At 65.8% G+C, this 23,531-nt stretch carries 26 protein-coding genes and 1 pseudogene; 13 read left to right on the forward strand and 14 right to left on the reverse strand.

What is annotated here, in order from left to right; translation table 11 throughout:
• Positions 1-106 precede the first annotated feature (106 nt).
• Both ON44_RS20895 and speD read left to right on the forward strand, forming a co-directional pair.
• The gene (locus tag ON44_RS20895; RefSeq protein WP_040692691.1) at positions 107-1,207 is read left to right on the forward strand and encodes a type III PLP-dependent enzyme; all 1,101 of its coding nucleotides are present in this window, start codon (positions 107-109) and stop codon (positions 1,205-1,207) included.
• Between the two features lie 8 nt (positions 1,208-1,215).
• The gene (gene speD / locus ON44_RS20900; protein ID WP_040692610.1) at positions 1,216-2,418 is read left to right on the forward strand and encodes an adenosylmethionine decarboxylase; all 1,203 of its coding nucleotides are present in this window, start codon (positions 1,216-1,218) and stop codon (positions 2,416-2,418) included.
• A gap of 65 nt (positions 2,419-2,483) precedes the next feature.
• Here the strand turns inward: speD and ON44_RS20905 are convergent, their stop codons facing one another.
• The 4 genes from ON44_RS20905 to ON44_RS20920 all read right to left on the reverse strand — a co-directional run bounded on the left by ON44_RS20905 (position 2,484) and on the right by ON44_RS20920 (position 4,655).
• On the reverse strand, positions 2,484-2,723 hold the full coding sequence (locus ON44_RS20905) for a tautomerase family protein (RefSeq protein ID WP_040692612.1): 240 nt from the start codon (positions 2,721-2,723) through the stop codon (positions 2,484-2,486).
• Positions 2,723-3,457, reverse strand: a complete 735-nt coding sequence (locus ON44_RS20910) for an SDR family NAD(P)-dependent oxidoreductase (protein ID WP_040692614.1) — start codon at positions 3,455-3,457, stop codon at positions 2,723-2,725. Before ON44_RS20910 ends, ON44_RS20905 begins: the two co-directional genes overlap by 1 nt.
• 87 nt (positions 3,458-3,544) lie before the next feature.
• The gene (locus ON44_RS20915) at positions 3,545-4,135 is read right to left on the reverse strand and encodes a TetR family transcriptional regulator C-terminal domain-containing protein (RefSeq protein ID WP_040692616.1); all 591 of its coding nucleotides are present in this window, start codon (positions 4,133-4,135) and stop codon (positions 3,545-3,547) included.
• 61 nt (positions 4,136-4,196) lie between these two features.
• Entirely contained in the window at positions 4,197-4,655 is a 459-nt protein-coding gene (locus ON44_RS20920; RefSeq protein ID WP_218007614.1) for a gamma-glutamylcyclotransferase family protein, read from the reverse strand.
• A gap of 18 nt (positions 4,656-4,673) precedes the next feature.
• Between ON44_RS20920 and ON44_RS53505 the strand changes: the two are divergent.
• Positions 4,674-4,835 (forward strand): annotated as a pseudogene (locus tag ON44_RS53505) (MmyB family transcriptional regulator); the annotation flags it as partial.
• A 118-nt stretch (positions 4,836-4,953) separates the two neighbouring features.
• Here the strand turns inward: ON44_RS53505 and ON44_RS20925 are convergent.
• Complete coding sequence (locus tag ON44_RS20925) at positions 4,954-5,799, reverse strand: NAD(P)H-binding protein (RefSeq protein WP_040692618.1); 846 nt, start codon at positions 5,797-5,799, stop codon at positions 4,954-4,956.
• Positions 5,800-5,883: 84 nt separating this feature from the next.
• On the opposite strand from ON44_RS20925, the gene ON44_RS20930 reads away from it, so the two are divergent.
• Positions 5,884-6,318: a MarR family winged helix-turn-helix transcriptional regulator gene (locus ON44_RS20930; RefSeq protein WP_040692620.1), complete on the forward strand. Its 435-nt coding sequence runs from the start codon at positions 5,884-5,886 to the stop codon at positions 6,316-6,318.
• 10 nt (positions 6,319-6,328) lie between these two features.
• Here the strand turns inward: ON44_RS20930 and ON44_RS20935 are convergent, their stop codons facing one another.
• On the reverse strand, positions 6,329-7,243 hold the full coding sequence (locus ON44_RS20935; RefSeq protein ID WP_040692622.1) for a hydrogen peroxide-inducible genes activator: 915 nt from the start codon (positions 7,241-7,243) through the stop codon (positions 6,329-6,331).
• 114 nt (positions 7,244-7,357) lie between these two features.
• Here ON44_RS20935 and ON44_RS20940 point away from each other — a divergent pair, with 114 nt between their 5' ends.
• The 5 genes from ON44_RS20940 to ON44_RS20960 all read left to right on the forward strand — a co-directional run bounded on the left by ON44_RS20940 (position 7,358) and on the right by ON44_RS20960 (position 12,767).
• On the forward strand, positions 7,358-7,945 hold the full coding sequence (locus ON44_RS20940; RefSeq protein ID WP_040692624.1) for a peroxiredoxin: 588 nt from the start codon (positions 7,358-7,360) through the stop codon (positions 7,943-7,945).
• A gap of 50 nt (positions 7,946-7,995) precedes the next feature.
• Positions 7,996-8,535 carry an alkylhydroperoxidase, AhpD family gene (gene ahpD, locus ON44_RS20945; RefSeq protein WP_040692625.1) on the forward strand — a complete coding sequence of 180 codons (540 nt, stop codon included), beginning with the start codon at positions 7,996-7,998 and terminating at the stop codon, positions 8,533-8,535.
• 132 nt (positions 8,536-8,667) lie between these two features.
• On the forward strand, positions 8,668-9,801 hold the full coding sequence (locus ON44_RS20950) for a hypothetical protein (protein WP_040692626.1): 1,134 nt from the start codon (positions 8,668-8,670) through the stop codon (positions 9,799-9,801).
• A complete protein-coding gene (locus ON44_RS20955; RefSeq protein ID WP_051182255.1) occupies positions 9,765-11,948 on the forward strand; it encodes a DUF4132 domain-containing protein in 2,184 nt (727 codons plus the stop codon). Before ON44_RS20950 ends, ON44_RS20955 begins: the two co-directional genes overlap by 37 nt.
• A gap of 117 nt (positions 11,949-12,065) precedes the next feature.
• Complete coding sequence (locus ON44_RS20960; RefSeq protein WP_051182256.1) at positions 12,066-12,767, forward strand: PhzF family phenazine biosynthesis protein; 702 nt, start codon at positions 12,066-12,068, stop codon at positions 12,765-12,767.
• Positions 12,768-12,858: 91 nt separating this feature from the next.
• On the opposite strand, the gene ON44_RS20965 is transcribed toward ON44_RS20960, so the two are convergent.
• Complete coding sequence (locus ON44_RS20965) at positions 12,859-13,353, reverse strand: MarR family winged helix-turn-helix transcriptional regulator (RefSeq protein WP_245567260.1); 495 nt, start codon at positions 13,351-13,353, stop codon at positions 12,859-12,861.
• 57 nt (positions 13,354-13,410) lie between these two features.
• Here ON44_RS20965 and ON44_RS20970 point away from each other — a divergent pair, with 57 nt between their 5' ends.
• Positions 13,411-14,352 (forward strand): amidohydrolase family protein, encoded by a 942-nt coding sequence (locus ON44_RS20970; protein ID WP_040692628.1) that lies wholly within the window; start codon positions 13,411-13,413, stop codon positions 14,350-14,352.
• A 21-nt stretch (positions 14,353-14,373) separates the two neighbouring features.
• Here the strand turns inward: ON44_RS20970 and ON44_RS20975 are convergent, their stop codons facing one another.
• Complete coding sequence (locus ON44_RS20975) at positions 14,374-15,069, reverse strand: DUF5134 domain-containing protein (RefSeq protein ID WP_157187234.1); 696 nt, start codon at positions 15,067-15,069, stop codon at positions 14,374-14,376.
• Between the two features lie 154 nt (positions 15,070-15,223).
• Positions 15,224-16,261, reverse strand: a complete 1,038-nt coding sequence (locus tag ON44_RS20980; protein WP_040692630.1) for an AraC family transcriptional regulator — start codon at positions 16,259-16,261, stop codon at positions 15,224-15,226.
• Between the two features lie 188 nt (positions 16,262-16,449).
• Between ON44_RS20980 and ON44_RS20985 the strand changes: the two genes are divergently transcribed.
• Complete coding sequence (locus ON44_RS20985) at positions 16,450-17,178, forward strand: SDR family NAD(P)-dependent oxidoreductase (RefSeq protein ID WP_157187235.1); 729 nt, start codon at positions 16,450-16,452, stop codon at positions 17,176-17,178.
• A 4-nt stretch (positions 17,179-17,182) separates the two neighbouring features.
• Here the strand turns inward: ON44_RS20985 and ON44_RS20990 are convergent, their stop codons facing one another.
• The gene (locus ON44_RS20990; protein ID WP_040692631.1) at positions 17,183-18,826 is read right to left on the reverse strand and encodes an acyl-CoA synthetase; all 1,644 of its coding nucleotides are present in this window, start codon (positions 18,824-18,826) and stop codon (positions 17,183-17,185) included.
• A 324-nt stretch (positions 18,827-19,150) separates the two neighbouring features.
• On the opposite strand from ON44_RS20990, the gene ON44_RS21000 reads away from it, so the two are divergent.
• Complete coding sequence (locus tag ON44_RS21000) at positions 19,151-19,660, forward strand: GNAT family N-acetyltransferase (protein ID WP_245567261.1); 510 nt, start codon at positions 19,151-19,153, stop codon at positions 19,658-19,660.
• A 67-nt stretch (positions 19,661-19,727) separates the two neighbouring features.
• Here ON44_RS21000 and ON44_RS46935 read toward each other — a convergent pair whose 3' ends face one another.
• From ON44_RS46935 to ON44_RS21015, 3 genes are read right to left on the reverse strand one after another with little or no spacing between them, the layout of a single operon-like run.
• The gene (locus ON44_RS46935) at positions 19,728-20,714 is read right to left on the reverse strand and encodes a DUF8176 domain-containing protein (protein ID WP_051182258.1); all 987 of its coding nucleotides are present in this window, start codon (positions 20,712-20,714) and stop codon (positions 19,728-19,730) included.
• Positions 20,701-21,993, reverse strand: coding sequence for a hypothetical protein (locus ON44_RS21010; protein ID WP_040692633.1), 1,293 nt, complete (start codon positions 21,991-21,993; stop codon positions 20,701-20,703). The genes ON44_RS46935 and ON44_RS21010 overlap by 14 nt, the downstream gene beginning before the upstream one ends.
• Entirely contained in the window at positions 21,990-22,313 is a 324-nt protein-coding gene (locus ON44_RS21015) for a hypothetical protein (RefSeq protein ID WP_040692636.1), read from the reverse strand. The genes ON44_RS21010 and ON44_RS21015 overlap by 4 nt, the downstream gene beginning before the upstream one ends.
• Before the next feature lie 288 nt (positions 22,314-22,601).
• On the opposite strand from ON44_RS21015, the gene ON44_RS21020 reads away from it, so the two are divergent.
• Complete coding sequence (locus ON44_RS21020) at positions 22,602-23,111, forward strand: L,D-transpeptidase (RefSeq protein WP_245567262.1); 510 nt, start codon at positions 22,602-22,604, stop codon at positions 23,109-23,111.
• 115 nt (positions 23,112-23,226) lie between these two features.
• On the opposite strand, the gene ON44_RS21025 is transcribed toward ON44_RS21020, so the two are convergent.
• Positions 23,227-23,373: a hypothetical protein gene (locus tag ON44_RS21025; protein WP_157187236.1), complete on the reverse strand. Its 147-nt coding sequence runs from the start codon at positions 23,371-23,373 to the stop codon at positions 23,227-23,229.
• Positions 23,374-23,531: the final 158 nt, after the last annotated feature.

Genomic DNA, 23,531 nt, shown 5'->3' on the forward strand with positions numbered 1-23,531 from the left:
ACGAGTTGGTTACCAGGGGCATCGCGCTGATACTCTCTCGCGCGGTGCCCGAACGACGGCCGACCCCCAAACGACGGAGAGTTCCCTTAGATTGACCGGTTCAAACCTGCCCGAATCGCCCTATCTGGCCATCCACCCAGAGCGGGTGGGCGAGAACTACCGCGCACTCCAGGCCGCGGTACCAGGAGCCCGAATACGCTTCGCGGTCAAGGCGAGTCCGGTCCCGGAACTCATCCGTCTGCTCGACCGTCACGGCGCGGAGTTCGATGTCGCCAGTGTCGGTGAGATCGACCTGTGCCTGCGCGAGGGCGTCGCCCCGGCCCGCATGTGTTACGGGAACCCGATCAAGAAGGCCGCCCACATCGCCGCCGCCTACGCCGCGGGCGTGCGCCGCTACGCGTTCGACACCGAGGACGATCTGCTGCGCATCGTCGAGCACGCGCCGGGCTCGGAAGTCGAGTGCCGGTTCCTGTCCTCGGCGCCGCAGTCGACGACTCCCTTCGGCACCAAATTCGGCTGCTCCCCCACCGAGGCGCTGCGCCTGCTGGTGCGCGCCCGCGATCTCGGACTGATCGTCGGGGGTCCGTACTTCCACGTCGGCTCCCAGCAGACCGACCCGCGGGCCTGGCGGATCGGCATCGAACAGGCGGGCCGCATCGTGGCAGCGTTGGCGGATAAGGATATTCCGGTGCGCTCGGTGAATATCGGTGGCGGCCTGCCCATTTCGTACGTCGAGGCGGCGCCCGCACTCGACGATATCGGCGCCGTCATCGCGGCAGCCACCGCCGAATTCCTGCCCGAGACCGCCGGACTCGTCATCGAGCCCGGCCGCGCGCTCGTAGGTTCGGCGGGCACCATTCACGCCGAGGTCATCGGCGTGCGCATAGCGCCGGACGGACGGCGCTGGGTGTATCTCGACATCGGCCGCTACAACGGCATGGCCGAGACCGAGAACGAGTACATCGCATACCGCTTCGTCACCGAACGTGACGGAGATCCCGTGGACGAGGCGGTGGTGGCCGGACCGACCTGTGATGGCGACGATGTACTGTATCAACGCACGAAGGTCCTTCTTCCGACCTCGTTGCGAGCCGGTGATCGCATCCAGATCCTCGATACCGGCGCCTATACCGCGAGCTATTCGTCGGTGTCCTTCAATGGTTTTCCGCCCTTGACCGTTCATGTCTCGGGCGCTGAGCGAGAGTGAGTTTGCCTATGACGGCGGAATTCACCGGCTGGCATGTGCTGGCCGAGTTCGGTGGTGTCGACGCAGATCTCTGCGACGATCTCGAACGACTCGAATCGGCGTTGCGCGAGTCTCTGATCGCGGCGGGCGTCACCATCTGCGATGTCGTACACAAGAAGTTCGATCCGCAGGGGGTGACCGTCCTCGCGCTGTTGTCGGAGTCCCACGCCTCGATTCACACTTATCCGGAGTCCGGCGACATCTTTGTCGACGTATTCACCTGCGGAAGTATCGGCGCCGGCGCGTCGAAGGCCGTCGAACTACTGCGGGATAAGTTGTCTCCCAAGGATGTTCGCATGCAGGTCATCCAGCGCGGGCACGGCTCGACGCGGATCGAGGAGCCGGTGGGCAATGGCCTGACCCGCATCTGGGATCTGCACGAGATCATCGTCGACACCCATACTCCGTTCCAGCACATGGTGATCGCGCGCACCGAACAGGGCATCAGCCTGTTCTCCGACGACGATCGCCAGTCCACGGAGTTCTCCCAGCTGACCTATCACGAGGCGATGATGGTCCCGGCCTTCGCGCTGGCCGCGAAGCTGGACAAGGTGCTGATCATCGGGTCGGGTGAGGGTGTGGCCAGCCAGATGTCGGTCGCCGCGGGCGCGACGCTGGTGGATCACGTCGATATCGACCAGCGCGAGGTCGAGTTGTGTGCCGAGCACTTGCCCTACGGCTACACCAGCGATGAGCTGGCCGCCGCGGTGCAGGGTGAGGGCCCGGTCAAAGTGCACTATGCCGACGGCTGGGACTTCCTTGCCAAGGCGAACGAGGCGGGCACCCGCTACGACGTCATAGTCATCGATCTGCCCGATGAGCGGGTCGAGGACGCGCAGCACAACCGGCTCTACGAGTCGGAGTTCCTGTCGCGATGTCGTGCGCTGCTCGCACCCGGCGGCGTGCTCAGTGCACAGGCCGGGTGCGCGACGATGTGGCGCAACGAGACGCTGAAGCGGTCCTGGAAGCGCTTCCACGAGCAGTTCGACACCGTGGTGCAGTACGGCAGCGATGAGCACGAGTGGACATTCCTGTTCGGGTTGAACGAGCGAATCGATGACCCGGTGCAGGCGATGACCGATCGGCTGGTCACGCTGCCCTACCGCGCCGAGACGATCGATGCGCGGGCGCTTGTGCGCGGCGCGATCGAACCGCACGCGCTGCGCGTTTAGCAGCACTCTCGAATCGCACCGGCTCCCAAGGGTTTCCCTTCGAGCCGGTGCGATTCGGCGTTCGGTTACGTGCTCGTGTGCGCTCGAGCCTGCGGCGCGGCCTGCGCCTGCTGCTTGCGCCAGTCCTCGACATTCATTCCGCCGATACCCCAATCGGTCAGCTCGACCTCGTCGATCACGACGAATGTTGTCGCCGGGTCCTTCCCGAGGACATCGCGCAGCAGATCGGTTACGCCCTTGATCAGTAGGGTTTTCTGCTCGCGTGTGACGCCCTCGTTCGTGACTTTGATATTGACGTAAGGCACTACGCGGCCCTTCCCGAGATGAATCCGCCGTCGACGGGGAAGATGTGGCCGGTGGTGAAGGCGGCGTCAGCGAGGTACAGCACCGCCGCGGTGGTTTCGCTCACCTCACCGATTCGGTTGAGCAAAGCCAGTCGGCCCGAAGCGCTTTCGTCGCCGTCACCGAACATTGGTGTGCGAATGATGCCGGGAGCGACGGCATTGACACGGATGCCGTCCGCGGCGAGTTCCGCGGCCAGGCTCGTGGTCAACGCGTGGACGCCGCCCTTGCTGACCAGCGCGGCCGATGCGGGCAGCCCCGCGAGCGCGTGGTTGATCAGCACCGTCCCGATATTGACAATGCTGCCACCGCTTTTCTGCGCTTGCAGCTGACGCACGACGGCCTGTGTGGTGAAGTAGGTCCCTTTCAGGTTGCCGTTCAGGTAACTGTCCAGATCCGCCTCGGTGACATCGACGAACGGCTTGGCCCCGAAGATCCCGGCATTGTTCACCAGCACATCGACTCGCCCGAAACGTTCCACAGCAAGGCGCACGAGCTCGGAACCCGTTGTGGGAGTACCGATATCACCGGCGAATACCGCCAACCGTGACGGCGCGCCCAACGAATCCGCCACCGCCGCGAGCTTGTCCGCATCCCGTCCGTTGAGCACGACATTGTCGCCGCGCGCCACGAATGCCCGAGCGATATCGCGCCCGATCCCACTGGAGGATCCGGTGACGATGACCGTCTTGACCATTTCTTCTCTCTTCCTCGTGATACTTACCGATACGACCGGTCGTCTTGGAATAGGTACACGGCCGGCAAGGCCTGCGATACCTAGAGGTCAGGGCCGAAAGTAGTCATCCAGCAGTCGGCGCAAACACTTGTGCAGCGGTTCGAGCGAGCGCTCGATCTTCATCCTGATCACCGCACCCTCCCACGATTCCAACAGCAGATCAGCCAATTCCGTGGCGTCGATATCGTCGCGAATCGTTCCGAGCTCCTGCGCCCGCCGCAGCGCCGCCGCCACCCCATCGCGCCAGGAATTCCAGGCCCCCGCCAAGGATTCCCGCAGCACCTCACTGCCCTCGAGTTCCCCGCCGAGGTTCGCGATCAGGCATCCACCGGTGAACTCCGCGCGCACGAAATCATCCATGAGCCGCCCGAAGAACGCTCGCAACCCGGCGACCGGATCCGGCGAACTCCCGAGCGCCTCAGCCAGATTCCGCTGCACACATAGCGAGTGGTGGTCGATGATGGCCCGCCCGAAACTCTCCTTGCTGTCGAAGTAGTTGTAGAACGAACCCTTCGGCACTCCGACCGCATCCAGGATCTGCTTGATCCCGGTCCCGTGATAGCCGTTCGTCAGGAACCCGGCAGCTCCCTGCTCCACCAGAAGCTGCCGAGTGTCATCACTGCGTCGCGGGCGTGCCATGCGATTAATATATGACCGGTCGTCTTGGAATGGCAAATCCGCCCCTGCGACCGGCCCCGATTCAGAGCAGCCGTCGCCACTCCGCGCAGCGAGCCACGAACGCACCCAGATGCTCGGCGGCAAAGCGCTCGGCATACCAGTTATCCTGCGCTACCTCGGAAGTCCACACATACGTCCACGCCGACGCCACCGGATCCGGCTGAACCCGCCGCAACTGGTACTCGTCATCCTCGAACGCATCCAACACCGCCCACTCCCCAGCATCGAGCCCGGACAGCACCGCACCCCGCGCCATCCCACGCGAGGCGGGCACCAGCCCGGGGTACACCCGCCCAGGCAGTACCGCCGCCCGCCACCCGATCAGCTCTGCCGCCAGCAAATCCGGACACCGACCGATCAACTCGATCAATACCTCCGGAAACTGCAATGTCCCGTAGACGAACAGCCGATCACCATTCGCGATCGAGCGACCGACCCGCCGTCCCGAATCGTCCACCGTGAACCCTTTCCAACTGCCCACCAGCGGAGATTACGCCGCATGCCCACCTGGGTCCGCAACTGGCGCATGGACTTCATCGCCGCCGACCCGCTCGGCCACGCACTGCTCTCTCCATCGCCGACCGACCCCGCCAACCAAGGAAACAATGCGCGATTCGTCCTTCTCAACCCAGCCGCGCGCACCTTCTACCCGAAGTGGGAACAAGGGACCCGGATCCCCCTCCGAAGAACGCGTCCGTTTCCTCGGCAGCCTCGCCGCCACCATCGCCCGGCAACCATGAGCACCAGTACATCTTCGAGACGGCCGACCGCAATCATGGCTACAGGAATGCATCGCTGTTGCGTACGCACCACTCGGCGAACGTACGCGGACTTCTGCCGAGCAGCTCACGCACTGTGTCGGTGCGGAAACCCACTGTGTCGGCGCGCATCAGCTCGAACCCCTCGATGATCGCCGCCGCCAGCGCCGGTGGCGCACCGCCCGGGTAGCGGGATTCCAAAGCCTCCTGCGGCGTGGCCGCCTCGTGCACCTCGATGACGCGACCGATCGTGCGGGCGATGGTCGCGACTTGTTCTGCGACAGTGCAGGTTTGCGCGCCGGTGAGGGTGTATGTCCTGCCGTGGTGACCGTCGCCGGTGAGGACCTCGGCCGCCACCGCGGCGATATCGGCGGGGTCGATCGGGGCGTAGCGACCAGGTCCGGTGGGGTCGAGGACCGCGCCGCCGGAGCGGATCGTCTGCGCCCACGCCAGCGCATTCGTCATGAATCCACCGGGCCGCAGCACGGTCACCGGTATGCCGGATTCGGCGACGACCCGCTCGCGCTCGACATGCCACCGCCCCATGGCCGGTACCGGATCGCCCATCGCATTGAACGACGACAACTGCACGATATGCCGTACTCCGGCCGCTCGCGCCGCGTTCACCGCATCGACGGTGTGTTCCAGGCCGATGCCGGGCACCAGCAGGAACAGCGCGTCGGCACCGTCCAATGCCGGCGCGAGGGTCGCCGGATCGTCCAGATCGCCGACGATCAACCGACCCCCGCCCGGATCCGCGACGCGAGCCGGATCGCGCACGAGAACACGGAATTCCGCACCTCTGGCCGCGAGTTCGCCGACAAGTTCACGACCGATATTTCCGGTGCCACCGGTGACCACTATCATCAGATCTCCACATCGTTAGCCGTCTAGCGAATAGAACACTAGACGGCTAACGATCTGTTCGTCAATTACCGAGGAGCTCCGACGGTGCCCGAATTTCTCGATCTACACGGCCGCAGTTCGAAGGTGCTGCGCGCACTCGCCGACCGCGAAATGCGCACGCACGGATTGCATCTGGGCCAGAATTACGTCCTGGCCCTACTGTGGGAGCAGGACGGGCGCACTCCGGGCGAGGTCGCCGCGGCGCTGAACGTCACCACCCCGACCGTCGTCAAAATGGCCACCCGCATGAGCGCCGCGGATCTGCTGGAGCGCCGTCGCGACGACCACGACAACCGCCTCGTCCGCCTCTGGCTCACCGATAAGGGCCGCGCCCTTCAACAGCCGATCGAGGCACAGCGACAAGCGCTGGAGGACAAGGTGACCGCCGAGCTCACCCCCACCGAACACCGTCACCTCATGAGCGCCCTGCGCAAGATCCACCGCACCGCAACCGAACTCCTCGGCGATGCCGCACCCTGATCCTGCGGACTCAGTTCACTCCGGGCCGCTGCGACCGAATGATCTGCGCCAGCCGTTCATAATCATCCGCGCGCGCCGTCGACGCGCGAAATGCCAGACCGAGCGTGCGCCCCGGAGCAGGGGCGGCGAAATGCGCGGTTTCCAATGTGCCGCGCGCGGTTTCGGCTGCCACCGCCATCTCCGGAATCAACGTCACCCCGAGACCGCCTGCGACGCACTGGACCACGGTCGCCAGCGAAGCCGCACGGGTATCGCCGACCGCACCCGGATGGGCGTCGGCGGAGCGGCAGAATTCCAGGGTCTGATCACGCAGGCAGTGGCCCTCGTCGAGCAGCAGCAGCGGCAGCGCGTCCAAGGTGGCGGGTGCGATATCGGTGCGACCGGCCAGCTCGTGACCGCGCGGAGTCACCAGGACGAATTCCTCAGTGTACAACGGGATCTCGACGAGGCCGGGCGCTTCGGTCGGCAGCGCGAGCAGCGCCACATCGAGGACGCCCGTGCGCAATCCCTCCAGCAGCCGGGCGGTTTGGTCCTCGATCACCTGGGGATTCAAAGCGGGCAATACCTTGCGCAATTCGGGCAGTAGATCCGGCAGCACATACGGGGCAACCGTCGGAATGATGCCGATCCGCAGGGTGCCGCCCAGGCTGTCACCGGTCGCCGAGGCGACGAATCGATCGGCCGCCTCGAGGGTCGCGGTCGCCTGTGGCAGCAGCCGCATACCCGCGGCGGTGACGAGCACCCGCCGGGTGCTGCGCTCGATCAGCTGCAGCCCGAGCCCGTGTTCCAATGCGGCCAGTGCCTGCGATAACGTGGGCTGGCTCACACTGAGCCGCGCGGCAGCGGTGCCGAAGTGGCGGTACTCCGCGACCGCTACGAACGCACGCAGCTGCGACAGGGTCGGCTGATAAGTCTGATCAGTCACGCCTATCAGTGTAGTGCGACTGATCACGTTTACCTTTCACCGGCCTTTGGGCAAGATCACCAGTGAGCTTTTCGATCCACTCGCTCTAGCAAACCGACTGACGAGGAGACAAGCATGGCTTTGCTGACCATCGGCGACCAATTCCCGGCATACAACCTCACCGCGGTGATCGGCGGTGACCTGTCGAAGGTCGACGCTCAGCAGCCTGACGACTACTTCACCCGCATCACCTCCGACGACCACGCCGGCAAGTGGCGCATCGTCTTCTTCTGGCCCAAGGACTTCACCTTCGTGTGCCCGACCGAGATCGCCGCCTTCGGCAAGCTCAACGAGGAGTTCGAGGACCGCGACGCGCAGGTGCTCGGCGCCTCGGTCGACAACGAGTTCGTGCACTTCCAGTGGCGCGCCCAGCACGAGGATCTCAAGACCCTCCCGTTCCCGATGCTGAGCGACCTCAAGCGTGAATTGGCCTCCGCCACCGGCGTTCTCAACGCCGACGGCGTCGCCGACCGCGCCACCTTCATCATCGACCCGAACAACGAGATCCAGTTCGTCTCGGTGACCGCGGGTTCGGTCGGCCGCAATGTCGACGAGGTGCTGCGCGTGCTGGACGCACTGCAGTCCGATGAGCTCTGCGCCTGCAACTGGAAGAAGGGCGACCCGACCATCAACGCGGGCGAACTGCTCGCCGCAAGCGTCTGAGCATTATCCGAACCACCTGAAAACCCCCGAACGAGAAGAGGATTCGCCGAATGAGCATTGAGACCCTGAAGAACTCCCTCCCCGAGTACGCAAAGGACCTCAAGCTCAATCTGTCGTCCATCGCACGCACCACCGTGCTGAACGAACAGCAGCTGTGGGGCACGCTGCTCGCGTCGGCGGCCGCGACCCGGTCGGCGACGACGCTGCGGGAAATCGCCGAGGAAGCCGCGGACAATCTGTCGGCGGAGGCCTACAACGCCGCACTCGGCGCCGCCTCGATCATGGGCATGAACAATGTGTTCTACCGGGGCAAAGCGTTTCTGGAGGGCCGCTACGACGATCTGCGTGCCGGTCTGCGGATGAACATCATCGGCAACCCGGGTGTCGACAAGGCCGATTTCGAGCTGTGGTCGTTCGCGGTCTCCTCGATCAACGGCTGTGCGCACTGCCTGGAGGCGCACGAGAAGACACTGCGCGAGGCGGGTGTCTCGCGTGAGGTGATCTTCGAATCGCTGCGCGCGGCCGCGATCGTCGCCGGTGTCGGCCAGGCCGTGCAATCCACGGAGACACTGGCCACCGCCGCGGTCTGATATCTCGCCGGAAACCGCAACGGCCCCGTCCGGGTGGACGGGGCCGTTGCCGTTTCCGCACCGACCGGCACGTGTCGGAGCGGCTCGCTAGCCTGTCCGCGATACGCACCTCGTGAACAAGGGAGCAGGCCGATGGCTGTCCGCACGCCGCCGACCGATGAGGACATCTGGGTGGTACCCGCCGCCTGGTGGTCGAAAACCGATCCGTTCCGCGGCCGATGGCCCGCACGCAGGGTTGCCGTGAATGCGGCTGCGGCACAGACCATCTCCGACAAATTGGCGCAGTCCGCGAATCGGATCCGCGCCATCCTGAGCCATTCCGGCTCGCACAAGCCGCTCGCCGAGCAGGGTGCGCAATACCTGGAAGATCGGCGTGCCGACCCGCTCGGCGCGGCCGTGTGCGCCGCGATCGGCATGGACACGAAGCTGTGGGATGACAACGCCCTCGGCCGCTACTACGACGACCACACGGATCTGGCCGATTATCTGGTCGCAACCCACGGTCTCGGCTGTGCCGTGGCGACCGTGGCCGCACTCAGCGGCATCTGCGCGGAAGCGTCGGATACCTGGGGCGGGCAATCGAACCGCTTGGTGGTTTCACGTCCCTGCGATCCGCCCGCCACCCTGGTCCGCCGATTGCGCACCCTGCTGGCCGCCGCCGGGGAGATGGATTACGCCGACGCTCTGGACCAGGCACGGCAGCTGCGCCGCGGACCGCTCTCGATCCGATTGCTCACCTCGTACCTGTTCCCCACCGAACAGGACTGGGTTACAAACGATCTCGCCGATCCGAAACTCACCGACGGCTTCGGATCGATCTTCCTGCTCGCCTCGGTGACCGATTCGGCGCATGCGCACCGCATCCTCGATCTGCTCGGCCGGCATTGGCATCTGCTGCGCGACAACAAATCGCTGATCTACAGTGTCGCAGCACATCTCGGCGCCGACGCCGCCTCGATCCTCACTCGGCTGTGGGAGGCGGGTCAGGGCAATAGCTCCGCACCGGGACCGGAAACCCTGTCGCGCATCCTCGCCCACCTCCCCGCTGACGAAGCGATGGACTTCCTGGCCGGGCATTCGTGGCGCAATGTGACCGCTGCGGCGCTGCTCGCCTCGACCGAACGGTTTCCGGCACGTGCCATGCGTGTGCCGGTGCACGGACCACCCGGCAGGAGAATGCCGCCGACTTCTGCCAGCACGTCCGCCGTCATCCCGAACTCGCCGTCGCCATGCGCGACGAACTGCCCGAATCCGCACAGCAGTTGATCACCGAGAGTCTGCCGGAAGAGCAGACGGTCGATACGACTCCCACCCAACTGGTGCCCGCGATCCTGAGCACACCGCCATGGCAACGACCGCGCAGTAAGCCTGTTGCCACCGTAGCACTCGAAGTTCCTGGTGCCATTGATATTTCGTGGCTCGATGGCGAACGGCAGAAATGGCTCGACACGGTCGGCACGCTGTCCGAGAACGAGATACGCGAGCGGCTGGAGCGCATTCCGCCCGGCAATGATTTTCTCAACGACTGGACATTGCAGGCGCTCGCCCAGGTCGACTTTTCGATCGCGGAACCATATCTGCGCACCAGTACCGTGGGCTGGGGACTCTGGTCCGCCACTCCCCTGCTCGCACTCACGGCAAAACACGGTGCCGCTACGCATGATCTGGTCATCGACACTGTCACGAAGCGACCACGCGACCACGCTGCCGCGATCGCCCCTTTCGAAAGTCCGGCCGTCGCCGAACTGGTCGTGGACTGGCTGCGCTTGCGCTCGCGCCGCCGGATCGCGCTGGACTGGTTGCTCCGCCATCCGGCCTACGCCGCGACCGCGTTCATTCCGGGAGCGATCGGCAAGGCGCGCAAGGCAAGACGCACCCATGCCGCAGCTCTGCGCACCCTCGTCACACTCGGTTACACCGATGCCGTCATTGCCGCCGCGGCCGCCTATGACGCCACCGCGACGGTGCGCGAATTGCTCGATGCCGATCCCGCCGAGATCGTGCCCGCGCGGATTCCCGTTCTCCCGCAATGGTTGTCGATTTCGGAGCTGCCCGCGATCGGGCTGACCGGCGGCCACGCGCTGCCGCCCGGTGCGGTCGCCAATCTCGTTACGTTGATGATGATGTCGGAACCCGGAGCGCCGCATGCCGCGCTGGCACGTATTCGCGACGACTGCGACGCGTCGAGTCTGGCCGCTGCGGCCGGTGCGATCCACGGCCAGTGGACCAGGGCGGGCGCGCCGTCGAAGGACACCTGGGTCTGGGAAGCGCTGGCTGCCTTGGGAAATGACGAGACGGTCGATGAGCTGCTGCCGAATATCCTTTGGAACGGGGCCAAGGACAATGCGCTCGACACCCTCGCCGCCATCGGTATCGACCGCGCCTTGTCGGCACTGATCACAGTGTACGAGAAGGGCCGGAACGCGGCGGTCCGGGAGGCGGCGCAGACCCGGGTCACCGATGTCGCGGACGAATTGGGTTTGAGCGAGGATCAACTCGCCGACCGGCTGGTTCCCGATCTCGGCCTGCGCCCCGACGGTACGGCGCTGCTGGACTTCGGGCCGCGCCAATTCGTGCTCGGCTTCGATGAGCAGCTGCGCCCCACCATTACCGGTACCGACGGCATCCGCTACCAGGCTCTGCCCAAAGCCGGAGTTCGCGACGACGAGTATTCGGCCACCGATGCGACCGCGACGTATCGCTCGATCCGCAAGTCGGTCAAGAAGTTCGCCGCCGATCAGATCCGGCGGCTCGAACGCGCCATGGTCACCGAACGCCGCCTCACCCTGAACGAACTGCGCACCCTGTTCATCGCACATCCGGTGCGCATCAACGTGACTCGCCGACTGATCTGGGCGACCTATCGCAACGATCAGGTGCTCGAGTCGTTCCGCATCGCCGCGGACAACACCTTCGTCGACGCCGACGACGCCACCCTCGAAGTCGCCGAGGATGCCGTCGTCGGAATTGCACATCCCCTCCACCTGGGCACCGAACTGACCGCCGCGTGGGCCGATGCGCTCGCCGATTACGAACTCCTGCAACCGTTTTCACAGATCGCCCGGGAGGTGCACCATCCGGGTCCGGAACTGCTCACCAGTTCCTCCGTGCCGACTCCAGCGAATGCAACTGTTCCCCTCGGCCGTATCCACGGCCTGACCAACCGCGGCTGGAATCCACCAGAACACGGCGACGGCGGTCGCATCGATACCTTCGACAAGCGGCTTCCGAACGACCGGGTGTTCAGTATCGGGATCGATCCGGGCATGGACCCGTTCGAATCGGTCGCGCCCGTGTACGAGCTCAGGTACGCCGCGCTTGCCGGACACAATGGCCCCACCTTCGCCGACCTCAGTCCGGTGACCGTGTCGGAAATCCTGCGTGATCTCGCCTGGCTCTGCGGCCCGCGCTGACAGCACTTCCTGGACGGACACAACAGGCAAATAGGCACATCAGATGCGGGCTCGTCCCGGACGGAAACTCTGCGGCGGCGCATGAATCACTTTTCGGGGGCCGGTAGGCTCGCGAACATGGGCACACAGGGTGAACCAGAGGCCATTGGTACGCGGGTCGAGGTCGTGCGCGTTTTCACGGACCCGACCGGGCGGGGCGGCAACGAGCTCGGTATCGCTCGCGCTGCCGATGTCGCCGAGGTCGACCACCAGGCGCTGGCGGCGAAGGCTGGGTACAGCGAGACCGTCGTTGTCGAGGACCCCGTCGACGAGGTCGCCAAGGTGCGGATCTACACCCCTGCGGTGGAGCTGCCCTTCGCCGGGCATCCGTCGGTGGGCACCGCGTGGTGGTTCGCCGAGCAGGGCCAGCCGGTGCGGACTCTGCAGGTGTCGGCAGGTGCGGTCGACGTCGAACTGACCGACGGCCTCGTCTGGATCAAGGCACGCGGCGAATGGGCCCCGGATTTCACCTTCCACAAGCTCGACGATCTCGATGCGCTGGCGAATCTGCGCCCCGACGATTTCACCACCGGCTCGCATTACCTCTGGACCTGGACCGACGAGCACCGCGGCGCCCTGCGCTCCCGCATGTTCGCCCCTGCCATGGGCGTCCCCGAGGACGAAGCCACCGGAGCCGCCGCCGTCGCCCTCACCGCGCTGCTGCGCCGCAGCCTGATCATCACCCAGGGCAGGGGCTCACAGATCTTCACCGAGTGGGACTCCGACGGTTGGGTCCGGCTCGGCGGCCGCGTCGTCGCCGACTCGGTCGTCCACCTCTAGACCGCGAGTATCCGACGGTAGGTCCACTCGGCCTGCTACCGGGGCATCGAGCTGGGACTCCGCGCGAACTGATCGGACCGCGGGGGACGCTCTATCCCGGCGGCTGCGGATGGCGGCCGGAATCGGAGACGAGTTCGGCGAGGCGGCGCAGCAGCGTGACGAGCTGGACCCGTTCGGTGGGCGTGAACGCCGTGTAGGCGCGGAGCTGGCGCTCGCGCAGCCGGGTCCGGAGCAAAGCGAGCCGCTCGGCGCCATCGTCGGTGAGGCTGACCAGGACTCGCCGCTCGTCCTCCGGGGATCGGCGGCGCACGACAACGCCCTTCGCCTCCAGTTGCTGCAACATGCGGGTGGCGGTGGGCACGCTGACATCCGCGTTGCTCGCCAGTCGTCCCACCGGGATGTCCGCCTCCCCGGCCAGCGGTTCCAGAAGTACGACCTGGGCCAGGGAGAGTCCACCGATCTGCTCGGCACCCGCCGAACGGGCCCGCCGCATGGCGACGAACAGCGCGTCGGCCGCCTGCGCGATCTCCTCCCCGGTTACGTCGGCATCCGCTGCGATCTGCTGGACATTGCCCGTGTTTGCCACGCCTGCTAGCCTAGCATCACAATAATTAGCAAGCTAAATATTAGTAAGCGAGCGAAAATGGCCTCTCCCTCCCGCATCGACGTCCACCAGCACCTCATCCCGCCTGCCTACCGGGAAGCAATGGACCGCCATGGGGAGACGGCCGGGGGTTGGCCCACACCCTCCTGGGATGCCGAGAGTGCGATCGCGATGATGGACCGCCGGTCGATCGCGACCGGCATCCTCTCGATCAGCTCACCGGGCACCCACTTCGGCGACGATGCGGAGGCCCGCGCGATCACCCGCGACGTCAACGAGTACAGCGCGGAGCTGACCAAGGACCGGCCCGACCGCTTCGGGTTCTTCGCGAGTCTCCCGCTACCGGACGTCGAGGCCGCGATCGCCGAAACCTCCTACGCGCTGGACGAACTGCACGCCGACGGTGTGGTGCTGCTATCCAACTACTACGGCCGCTACCTCGGCCACAAGGAGTTCGAGCCGCTCTGGGCCGAGCTCGACGCTCGCGCCGCGGTGGTTTTCATTCACCCCACCGCCCCGCCGATGCCGATGCTGGAGGGCATGCCGAGTCCCCTGCTGGACTTCCCTTTCGACACCACCCGCACCGCCGTACATATGTCGCTCAACGGAGTGATGAGCCGGCACACCCGAATGAAGGTGATCCTCTCGCATGCGGGCGGCTTCCTGCCTTACGCAGCCTGGCGGTTCACCGGAGGCGCCCAGTTCAACCCCGGCACAACGCCCATGGGCATTCTGACGGACCTGCAGCGCTTCTACTTCGACACCGCGCTGTCCACCACGCCGTCCGCCTTACCCTCTCTGCTGGCCTTCGCCACGCCCGGACACATCTGCTATGGCAGCGACTTTCCCTTCGCCCCGGAAACAAGCGGTGACCTCCTCGACTCTCTACTGGAGAGCTACGAGGGCTTCGAACCCGGCCAGCTCGACGCGATCAATCGGGGTAGCGCCGAGGCCCTATTCCCCCGTCTCGCAGCCGCCTGATCAGACAGCGGCGCGGGCGGCCTATCCGGAGACGGCGGCGATCAGCATGTAGGCCGTGCCGAGGTCCATGACGATATGCGGCACGATCGCGGATGTCAGTGCGCGGGTGATGAAGGAACCCGAATGCTGTGGGCCGGTTCGGATGCCGATCGGGTGGCCGAGCCAGCGCCGGCAACGGCCGGTGCTCGCCGCGACGATCAAGGCGAGCGCATCGGCGGTGAAGAGTACGGTCAGTGTCAGTGCCGGTCCGGGAGCCGGCCCGCCGGCGTGCATGCCCGCACTGTGTCCCGCGATCGAGTACAGCATGGCAGCCGCGACGGCGATGTGATCGCCGACGGCGATGATTCGATCATCGGGTAGCGCACGAGTCGTGTTGCGCCACTGCACAATTCGATCTACCAGTAAGGCCGCGAAGACGATGATGAGCGCGATCAGCACACCGCGCAGCACCACCGGATCCGCTCCCATCGGAAAGATCAGCATCGCAAGCATGACCATGCACATGATCAGATGGGCGGCATCGGACTCGTGACATGCCGCCGCATTCATGCCGGGCGAATCCGCTTGCAGGCGAACGGGTTCGGCCCTGCCGACGCCGTCCGGTGCCGCCAATCGCCCGAGCACCACCGCGGCCGCGAACACAAACGCCACCACCACCGACCACCGCAAGGCGCCATACTCCTGCGCGAACTCCACCACACCCACCTCCCAACCCATATCCTCCCCTCCATGCTCCCACCCCACCTCCCCCACCCACCCCCCTTTCCCCCAACCCGAAACCCCAAGACACCCACTGGACGAATGATCACGTGGAAACCAGGGCGGCGAAACGCGAGAAGCCTCCGCCACCAGTTCCACCTGATCTTGATCGCTAGTGTGCGGCGCTGGGGCGGAGGCGCTCGGTGGCGGCGCGGGCGAAGCGGCCCGGCGAGATGCCGCGCCATTGTTTGAAGGCGTTGGAGAAGCTCGGGGCGCCGGAATAGCCCATGCGGTAGGCGACATCTTCGACGGTGAGACCGGTGGCGAGTAGTTCCTCGGCGAGGGTTCCGTAGGTTTCGACGGACAGCCGGCGGTAGGAGGTGCCCTCGTCGGCCAGTCGGCGACGCATTGTGCGCAGGCTCATGTGCAGGCGTTCGGCCACATCTTCCTGGGTGATGCGGCCGTTCATCTGATGTAGCAGCACCTCGCGCACCGATCCGGCAAGGCCCTGCCGCAAACCTCGGCGTTGCAGCAGGTCTGCGCACTGTTCCTCGAACATCAGCGCGGTGAGCGGGCTGGCATTGGGCATCGGTCGATCGATATCGGTGGCGTCGAAGACCGCGAGCTGCAGATCAGGAGATTCGATGCTGGGAATCTCGAATTGCTCCAGTATCGGCCGCATTCGGGACAGCAGCCCACCGGCGACCTCGGCCCGCACCACCGGCGGCGGCACCCCGAACACCAGATACCAGTTGTAGAGCAGGGCCGCCACATCTCGTTCGGCGAGAAAGGCGCGCACATCTGGGGGCAGATCCCGGTCGTCGCCGTAGAGCCAGATCTCGTCGCCGTGATAGACGTGCCAGGCCCGCGCGAACGAGGTCATCATGCTGAAGTAGCGCATCGCGACATCGATGGCCGAACGCATGGTCGGACTGCTCAGCACCGCCATACCGAGTACGCCGTGGGTGGTGATGCGCGTGCGCATACCCGCCTCGAAGCCCAGTCCCGGTTGGTCGTCGAGCAAAGTGACGAGATTGCGGACGAGTAGAAGTTCCTGTGCCGCAGTGATCTCCGCGCCGGGCGTTTTCAACACCACCGGATCGATACCGGTGCCGCGCAGGAGGTCCGCGCGCGTCAGATTGTGATCATCGGCGAGCTCGGCAAGGATCGCCGCATTCGCCACCGACCGCCGCCACTCCCAAGAGGCCACGGATACATCGTGAGCGCTGCTGGCCGATACTCGCAAGGTTTTGGCCGAACATCGTATATACCAAGCGAGTTCGGCTCGAGCTGACCGGTATGCGCAATCTCATGACCCGATATCGCATGGCAACCGCACTATCGCATATCTACCGTCATAGCTATTGTCGAGCGAAGACCAAGGTAGGCGAGAACGACATGCCGAGAAAGACCCTTGTCGGTACGCGCGTCGCGATTACGGGTGGCACCTACGGTATCGGCAAGGAGGCCGCATTGGCCTTCCTGGCCGCCGGTGCCGATGTGGCGATCGGCGACGCGGACACCGGCAAAGTGCGTGCAATCACCGCCCAGCTCAATCGGATTCATGGTGCCGATGCCGTCGGCCTTCCGGTCGAGGTCACCGACGGCGTGTGCTTCGCCGAATTCCTCGCGACCGCCGAACGCAGGCTGGGCGGTCTCGATGTCGTGGTGAATGCCGCCGACATAGAACCAACCGGTTCGTTTCTAGCCGAATCCGATCACGAGTCGGATCGGCAGATCGATATCAATCTCCGTGCGGTGATTACCGGATCCCGGCTCGCCGGAATACGATTCGTTCAACAGGGCCACGGACATATCGTCAATATCGGTTCGGCCATCGGCGTCACGGCCGCACTCGGCGCCGCGGTGTACTGCGCAACCAAACATGCGGTGGTCGGACTCGGCACCGCACTGCACCGCGGACTCGCCGAACAGGGTGTACTGGTCAGCACCATCGCGCCCGGTTACGCACCCGATCCGGAAGCGGTGGCGGACGCGATCGTCGACTGCGTCGAACACCGGCGCGGCGGACTGGTGGTGGTGCCGCCGACGGGGTGGTTCCGTACCGCGATGCCGGATCCGGCGCAGTTGCGTCAGACGATGCGACGGATGCTCGGCAGTATGTGAGCCGTCAGGCCGAGAGCTCCCGCAGGACCCGTTTGAGTACCTTCCCGGTGGGGTTGCGCGGGAGCTCGTCGACGAACAGCACGTCACGCGGGACCTTGAAGCGGGCCAGATGCGACTTCACGTGCTCACGCACCTCGTCCGCGGTGAGCGAATACCCTTCGCGGACAACGACTACCGCGCGCAGTCGCTGGCCGTATCGATCGTCCTTGACCCCGAATGCGCTGACCTCCGCCACTGCCGGATGCGCGGCGAGCAGTTCCTCGACCTCGCCCGGAAAGACGTTCTCGCCGCCGGAGACGATCATGTCGTCATCGCGTCCGTCGATGAAAAGTCTTCCAGCACTGTCGAAATGGCCGATATCGCCGGTGGACATCAGCCGTCCGATGCGCGCCTTGTCACCACCGCCGGTGTAGCCCTCGAATTGGTAGTTGTTGCCGACGAAGATGCGGCCGGTAGTGCCGGGGCTTACCTCTCGGTCGTTGTCATCGAAGATCTTCACGGTGGTACTGGGCACCGGAGAGCCGACGCAGCCGGGCTCGACAGCCAGATCGGCAGGTGTCGCAATAGTCGCGTAGGCCACCTCCGTGGACCCGTAAACGTTGTACACCACCGGCCCGAATGCGTCGGTCACCCGGATGCACAGGTCGGCACCCAGCTGCGAGCCCGCGACGAAGATGATCCGCAACCGCGAAAGATCGCGCCCGGCAAACGCTTTCGGGCCGGCGTCGACGAGTCGCTGCAGCATCACCGGCACCGCGACCATGGCCGTGGCACCGTGGCGGTCCAGACTGTCCAGCACCTCCTGGGGATCGAAGCGCCGCCGGATCACCAGCGTGGAACCGAAGCCGACCGCGAGGACGGCGTGCGCGAACCCGAGCGTATGGAATAGCGGCGCAGGGCATTCGGTGATTTCGCGGGCACGGAACGGCACTTTGCCGAGGATGGCGCCCAGCGGTGACAGTGAGGCCGGCTCGCTGCTGCGCGGCGCACCTTTCGGAGTGCCGGTCGTCCCGCTGGTCAGCAGGATGATGCGGGCGGCGGTGCGCGGCTTGCGCGGTGGCGTGCGCGCCGCACCCGCGATCAGATTGTCGATGGTGTCGACGCCCGGTTTATCGGCCCAGGCACGGTAGCGGCCCCGACGCGGCGTGAAATCGCCGAGCATACTTGCGTATTCGTCGTCGAAGATCAGCAGATCGGCGCCCTCGCGGGTCACCACCTCCCGCAGTTGCGGCGCCGCGAAATCGGTATTGAGCAGGATGATTCGCGCACCGCATTTCGCGGCGGCGAAGACCGCGTAGTGGAAGCCGCGGTGGTTGCGTGCCAGGATGGCGACACCCTCGCCGTCGCGCAGTCCGCGCGCCCGCCAGGCATTCGCGAGCGCGGTGCTGCGCTCGTCGAGTTCACGAAAACTGACGCGGCCGAGTTCATCGATGATGGCGGCGCGATCGCGATAGCGCAGGGCGGCAACCGTTGTCAGCCCGCCCAGCAGTCCGGAGCGCAGCACCGCGGCACCCATGAGGGCGAGTCGATCCGGGCGTTCGGGGGTCGCGAGTCCGGCACGCACCGTCAACGCGGCGTAATAGGTCTCATCGGCGGCCCGACGCGCCGCAGCCGCGGCCAGCGCCCCGACCTTGTTCGCAAACTTCATGATTCGATCCTGACGCCAATCTCGCCGAACCGCTCGCCGACCCGAACCCCTTCGGCCGCAGCCGATTCTGACACCGCGGCCGTGCCGCCGATTCGTCTGAACACGGCGTCGCGTCCCGCTCTGCTGACGACGGCGCCCAGGGGTACCGGCAGTCGGCGCGGCCCAGTGAGGGCACGATCCGTGCGCGGCGCGTACTTCTCGAGTATCGGCATCGTTGTCCACCTAGGTGAGGGCGAGTGCCCTCACAGTAAAGGGTCTCCGGCGGATTCGTCGAGCACCGACCCAGACAGCAGGGCCGACGCAGGCACGATCCATGATGGACGGATGTCCAGCGATATCGGCGACCCCCGACCGACCGCAACCGCACCGGCTGCCGTGCTGCGGATCGTCGTCGATGATCTGTCCGGTCCCGAAGTCGCTGCCCTACTCACCCAGCATCTGGCCGAGATGTACGACAACTCGCCCGAAGACAGCGTGCACGCCCTGGACCTGGATGCGCTCCGTGGACCGAACGTCACCTTCTGGAGTGCCTGGGAGGACGACGAGCTCGCTGGTTGCGGCGCACTCAAAGAACTCGACCCTGCCCATGGCGAGATCAAGTCGATGCGCACCGCCACCGATCGCACCGGCCGCGGCATAGCCTCGGCCCTGCTGCACCATGTCATCGCCGAGGCCAGCGCCCGCAACTACCAGCGACTCAGCCTGGAGACGGGAGCATCCGACTACTTCGCCCCCGCGCTGCGGCTCTACGCCCGCCACGGCTTCGAGATCTGCGCACCCTTCGCCGACTACGTCGAGGACCCGCACAGCGTCTTCATGACGCGCACCCTCTGACGCCTCGCGCCGGACAGGACCTTCAGCGGGCCTGATTCGGATCGTCGACGCCGAGTGGAACGGACTGTCAGCCCGCGTTGATCCCGGTGATCAGCGTGCGATTGCCCGCCGTGCGCGTCGTGATGATCTGTGTGAAGGTCTGCGGCTGCTCGCCCGGACGCTGCTGGGTCAGCCGGACCTCCCAATGCGCCTCCCCCGCATCGCTGCCCGCGCGGGTGATCTGCACGCAGTAGAGGGTGCCGATCGGTACCTGGTTGATTCCGCGCTGAATCTGGTCGGCGGCGGGCACATTCGCATCGTTGGCGACCACGCCGCGCGCGGCGAATCCGGAACGCTGCACATAGTAGGCACGTTCGAACGCGAGGATCGCCGACGGCCCATCGCTGGTGCCGCCGGGATCGGTGCCGGAGATGACATCACCGGTGCGCCGCTGTTCACAGCCCGGCGTGGCGACCACGGAAGGCTGGTCACCGGGTGCCGTGGTCACTGGGGGACGCCCGGCAGTCCCCTGGGCAACCGCACGCGTCGTCGCGGCGGCCGGTCGCTTGTGATTGCCCGAACCGCCGAAGACGAACATCACCACCGACACCACTGCCAACACGACACCGAGCACGATCAGCACCGCGACGACGCGGTTGCCCCCACCGGTCGGTTGCGGATCGCGACGGCGCGGCGGATGCCGCAGTGCCGGACCGGGATTGCCACCGGACCGATCGATGATCGTCGGTACGACGGAACTGGTCTCCGCCGGTAGCTCGGACTCGGCTTCGACCGCGCGCGTCGGAGGCCGACTGCGATTCGCCTCCGGTGGCGCCGCCGCGGGGCGCTGCGGTTCGAGCCACTCCTGCCAATCCCCGGCCGGCCGCGGACGGCGCGGCCGCTCGGGTGGATCGAGCGCATCGGCCAGCGGTGTCCGGTGCTGGCCCGAACCGCGGCGTACGTTCGGACGACGGCGCCGCTTCGGGGTCGAAGCGGCGGGCCGGACCATGGGCAGCCCGGTGTCGAACGGATTGCCCTGGTTCTGGCTCGAGGAGCCGGAATCAGAGCTCGTCATCGTCGAATTCGCCGATCACCGCAGGCGGGACGGTCGCCAATACGGTCGGCACGGTGACGCCGAGTTGACCGTCACGTGGTCGGCGGTCCTCATCCGACTGCGACGACGGCGGCATCGCCAGACCACCACCGGTGGTGCCAGGCTGATTCGTCGGTTCCGGCCCAGACGGGCGCGACGGCGGCGCGTCCGCGCTCGCAGCCGGTGCCTGCGGCGCGGGTGCGGGTGCCGGTTTCGTCGCGGTCGGACCGTCCAGGTTGGGCGGGATCACCGAGTTGGTACCGATATTCGGCGCCGGCTTGGACGACTGCCCAGATCCGCCACCGAAGTCGATGACATTCGTGGGCTTGCTCGCACTGTCACCGCCGGTGGGCGAATTCGTGGTGCTACCCGGATGGATGAGTTCGGGAATCGCCTTATCGATGACCTTATCCGCGGACGCGGCCACGGTGTCCATGGCGTGCGTGCCGACTTCGGCGATCTTATCGATGAGGTGGGTGCCGATATTGACTCCGGCATCGATGGCCGCGGTGCCGACCGAGACGCCCGCGTTGATCAAGTACTGCTGCAATTGGAGTTGGGCCGCCTGCACCGGATCCAGTGGCGTCGTTGTCGTCACGCCCGCCGTGGTCACGCCGTTCGTCGTACCCGGCACCACCGTCTGCTGGGTCGTGCCGACACCCTGCGGTGTGCTCACCGTGAGCGGTCCCATCGCATCCAACCGCGCAGTGTGGTCATTCATTTCCGACTGCGCCGTGCTGACCGCGGTGACCGCGTCGCGCAACGCCTGGGTCGCGCGCGCGATTACCGCATCGGAATCCGAGGACGCGCTCGCGGTGCTCATGATCTGCTTGGCGTCGCGACGGAAGTCCGCGATGATCTGATCCACCTTCTGCGCGGCGCGGGCGCTGGTGGCATGGGCGTCGCCGAGCACCGACAGGTACTCGGGGCCGCGATCGGTGATATCACCGATCTGAGTTTGCGTGGTGCGCAATGCCGGAACGGCATCGTCGGCGGCGCGGGAGGTCCATGTCGATTCGAGGGCGTGCAGGCCCTCGCGGTGCGGACCCTCGGCATCGGCGGCCTGGGTGGACGCGGTGGACAGCGCGTTGACGACGGACTGGTCCGGAGTCGCGACGCCGCTGCCGAGCGAAGCGCGCAATTGCAGCAGCGGCTCGACCAGCGCCGCTACGATCGGCGGATCCACGTTCGGATCAACGGGCGTGCTGACGGGAGTATCGGCGGCGTTGTTCACAGGCCGCCGTCGAAGCAGTCGTCTCATGGCAGCGCCTCTCCTTGCCGGGCAAGCGCGCCCGCGGAATCGACATCAATACCCTGCATGTCCGCGCTGTAGTCGCGCAGCACCTGCCCGTACGCGGCGACCAGTTGTCCTGCGGTCGAGAGCGCCTGCACGTGTTCGTTCACCTTCTCGGTGAACCGGGCCACAAATCCGGCACCGACCTGACCGAGGTCGGCGACCAGCCGCTCGGGATTCACCGCGCCACCCGCGACCTCCGACGCCGAGGCCAGTTGTTGCGACACCGTATTCGCGATCGTGGTGTAGGCGGCCATCGCCGCCGGGTCGAGCTTCAGCGCGTCCACTGTTCCCCCTTAATACGGAAACCAATCTGTCGCGTCATATTTCGACACTCCGAGCGTACTTGGGACCCGGGCAATGTGCGCGGGGATCCTTTCGTTCCACTGGAGTCTATGCCGCCGGATCCGTCTCTTATGTCGACACCGGTCCGGTTCCACAGACTCCGAGGTCGAATGCGGAAATGATCACTTTCACCTCATGCCGGTTCTATGCTTGTCGCGACGAAGTTGGTCCCATCAACACCCTGGCGATCCGCGCACAGGGTGCCGGCACGGGTTAGAGGGGTCAGAAGCGTGAAGAACAGCAAACGTTTTCGAGACTGGTCGGTCAGATCCGCAGTACTCGTCGGTGCCGTTTCCGCAGGTCTGCTGATGGCGGGGACGGCACAGGCCGAACCGTTGTGGCCCGGTGGACCGGATATCGGCACACCGGCGATCATCCCGCCGGTTCCGATCGTCGCACCGTGTGGCACCACCGCACGCATGTGCATGCGGCTGTCGACGAACGAGGCCTGGCTGATGGACAACGGCAAGGTCACCTACGGTCCGACCCCGATTTCGCACGGGCGGCCCGGATATGAGACGCCGCCCGGCGTCTTCAAGGTCGCCTTCAAGCGCGAAGACTTCTGGAGCACCATGCACAACGCTCCGATGAAGTGGGCGGTCTTCTTCAACGGCGATATAGCCACCCATATCGGCCCCATCGAGGAGCAGTCGCACGGATGCATCCGCATGACCCCCGAGGGCGCCGAAGCGACCTACCGCTACCTCAACCCCGGTGACGTCGTCGAAGTCGTTCCCTGACACCGATTCCGTCGCTGAGAAAGGCCCGGGCGCGATCTACGCCGGGGCCTTTTTCGTATCCGACGCCGTCGACCGCAGCCTTGTTTCGTCCAATTTCGGTTCGGGCGTTCGCATTTCAGGACGTAGCGCGACGACGCACGCCATCGCTCGTGATGTGACCGTCATCGACGGACCACAGGACCGCCGAGCCGAACCAGTGACACAACAGCAGGGCCAGTTCGATATCGAGGCGGTCCTCGTCGAACCGCCGCCGGTCAGCCATAACCAACAGTAGATCGCGGCCACGACCCGGGTGATCGATTCCCCGATGCGATTTGTCTTCCTGCGACAACATCGGCCGCGGACTTCGTATTTTCGCGACGGTGTTTACCAGGTGTCCGATTCCTACCGTTGGCGTATCCCTTCGAAACCGCCGGCCCA

Source organism: Nocardia vinacea NBRC 16497 (assembly GCF_000308835.1).
Taxonomy (GTDB): Bacteria; Actinomycetota; Actinomycetes; order Mycobacteriales; family Mycobacteriaceae; genus Nocardia; species Nocardia vinacea.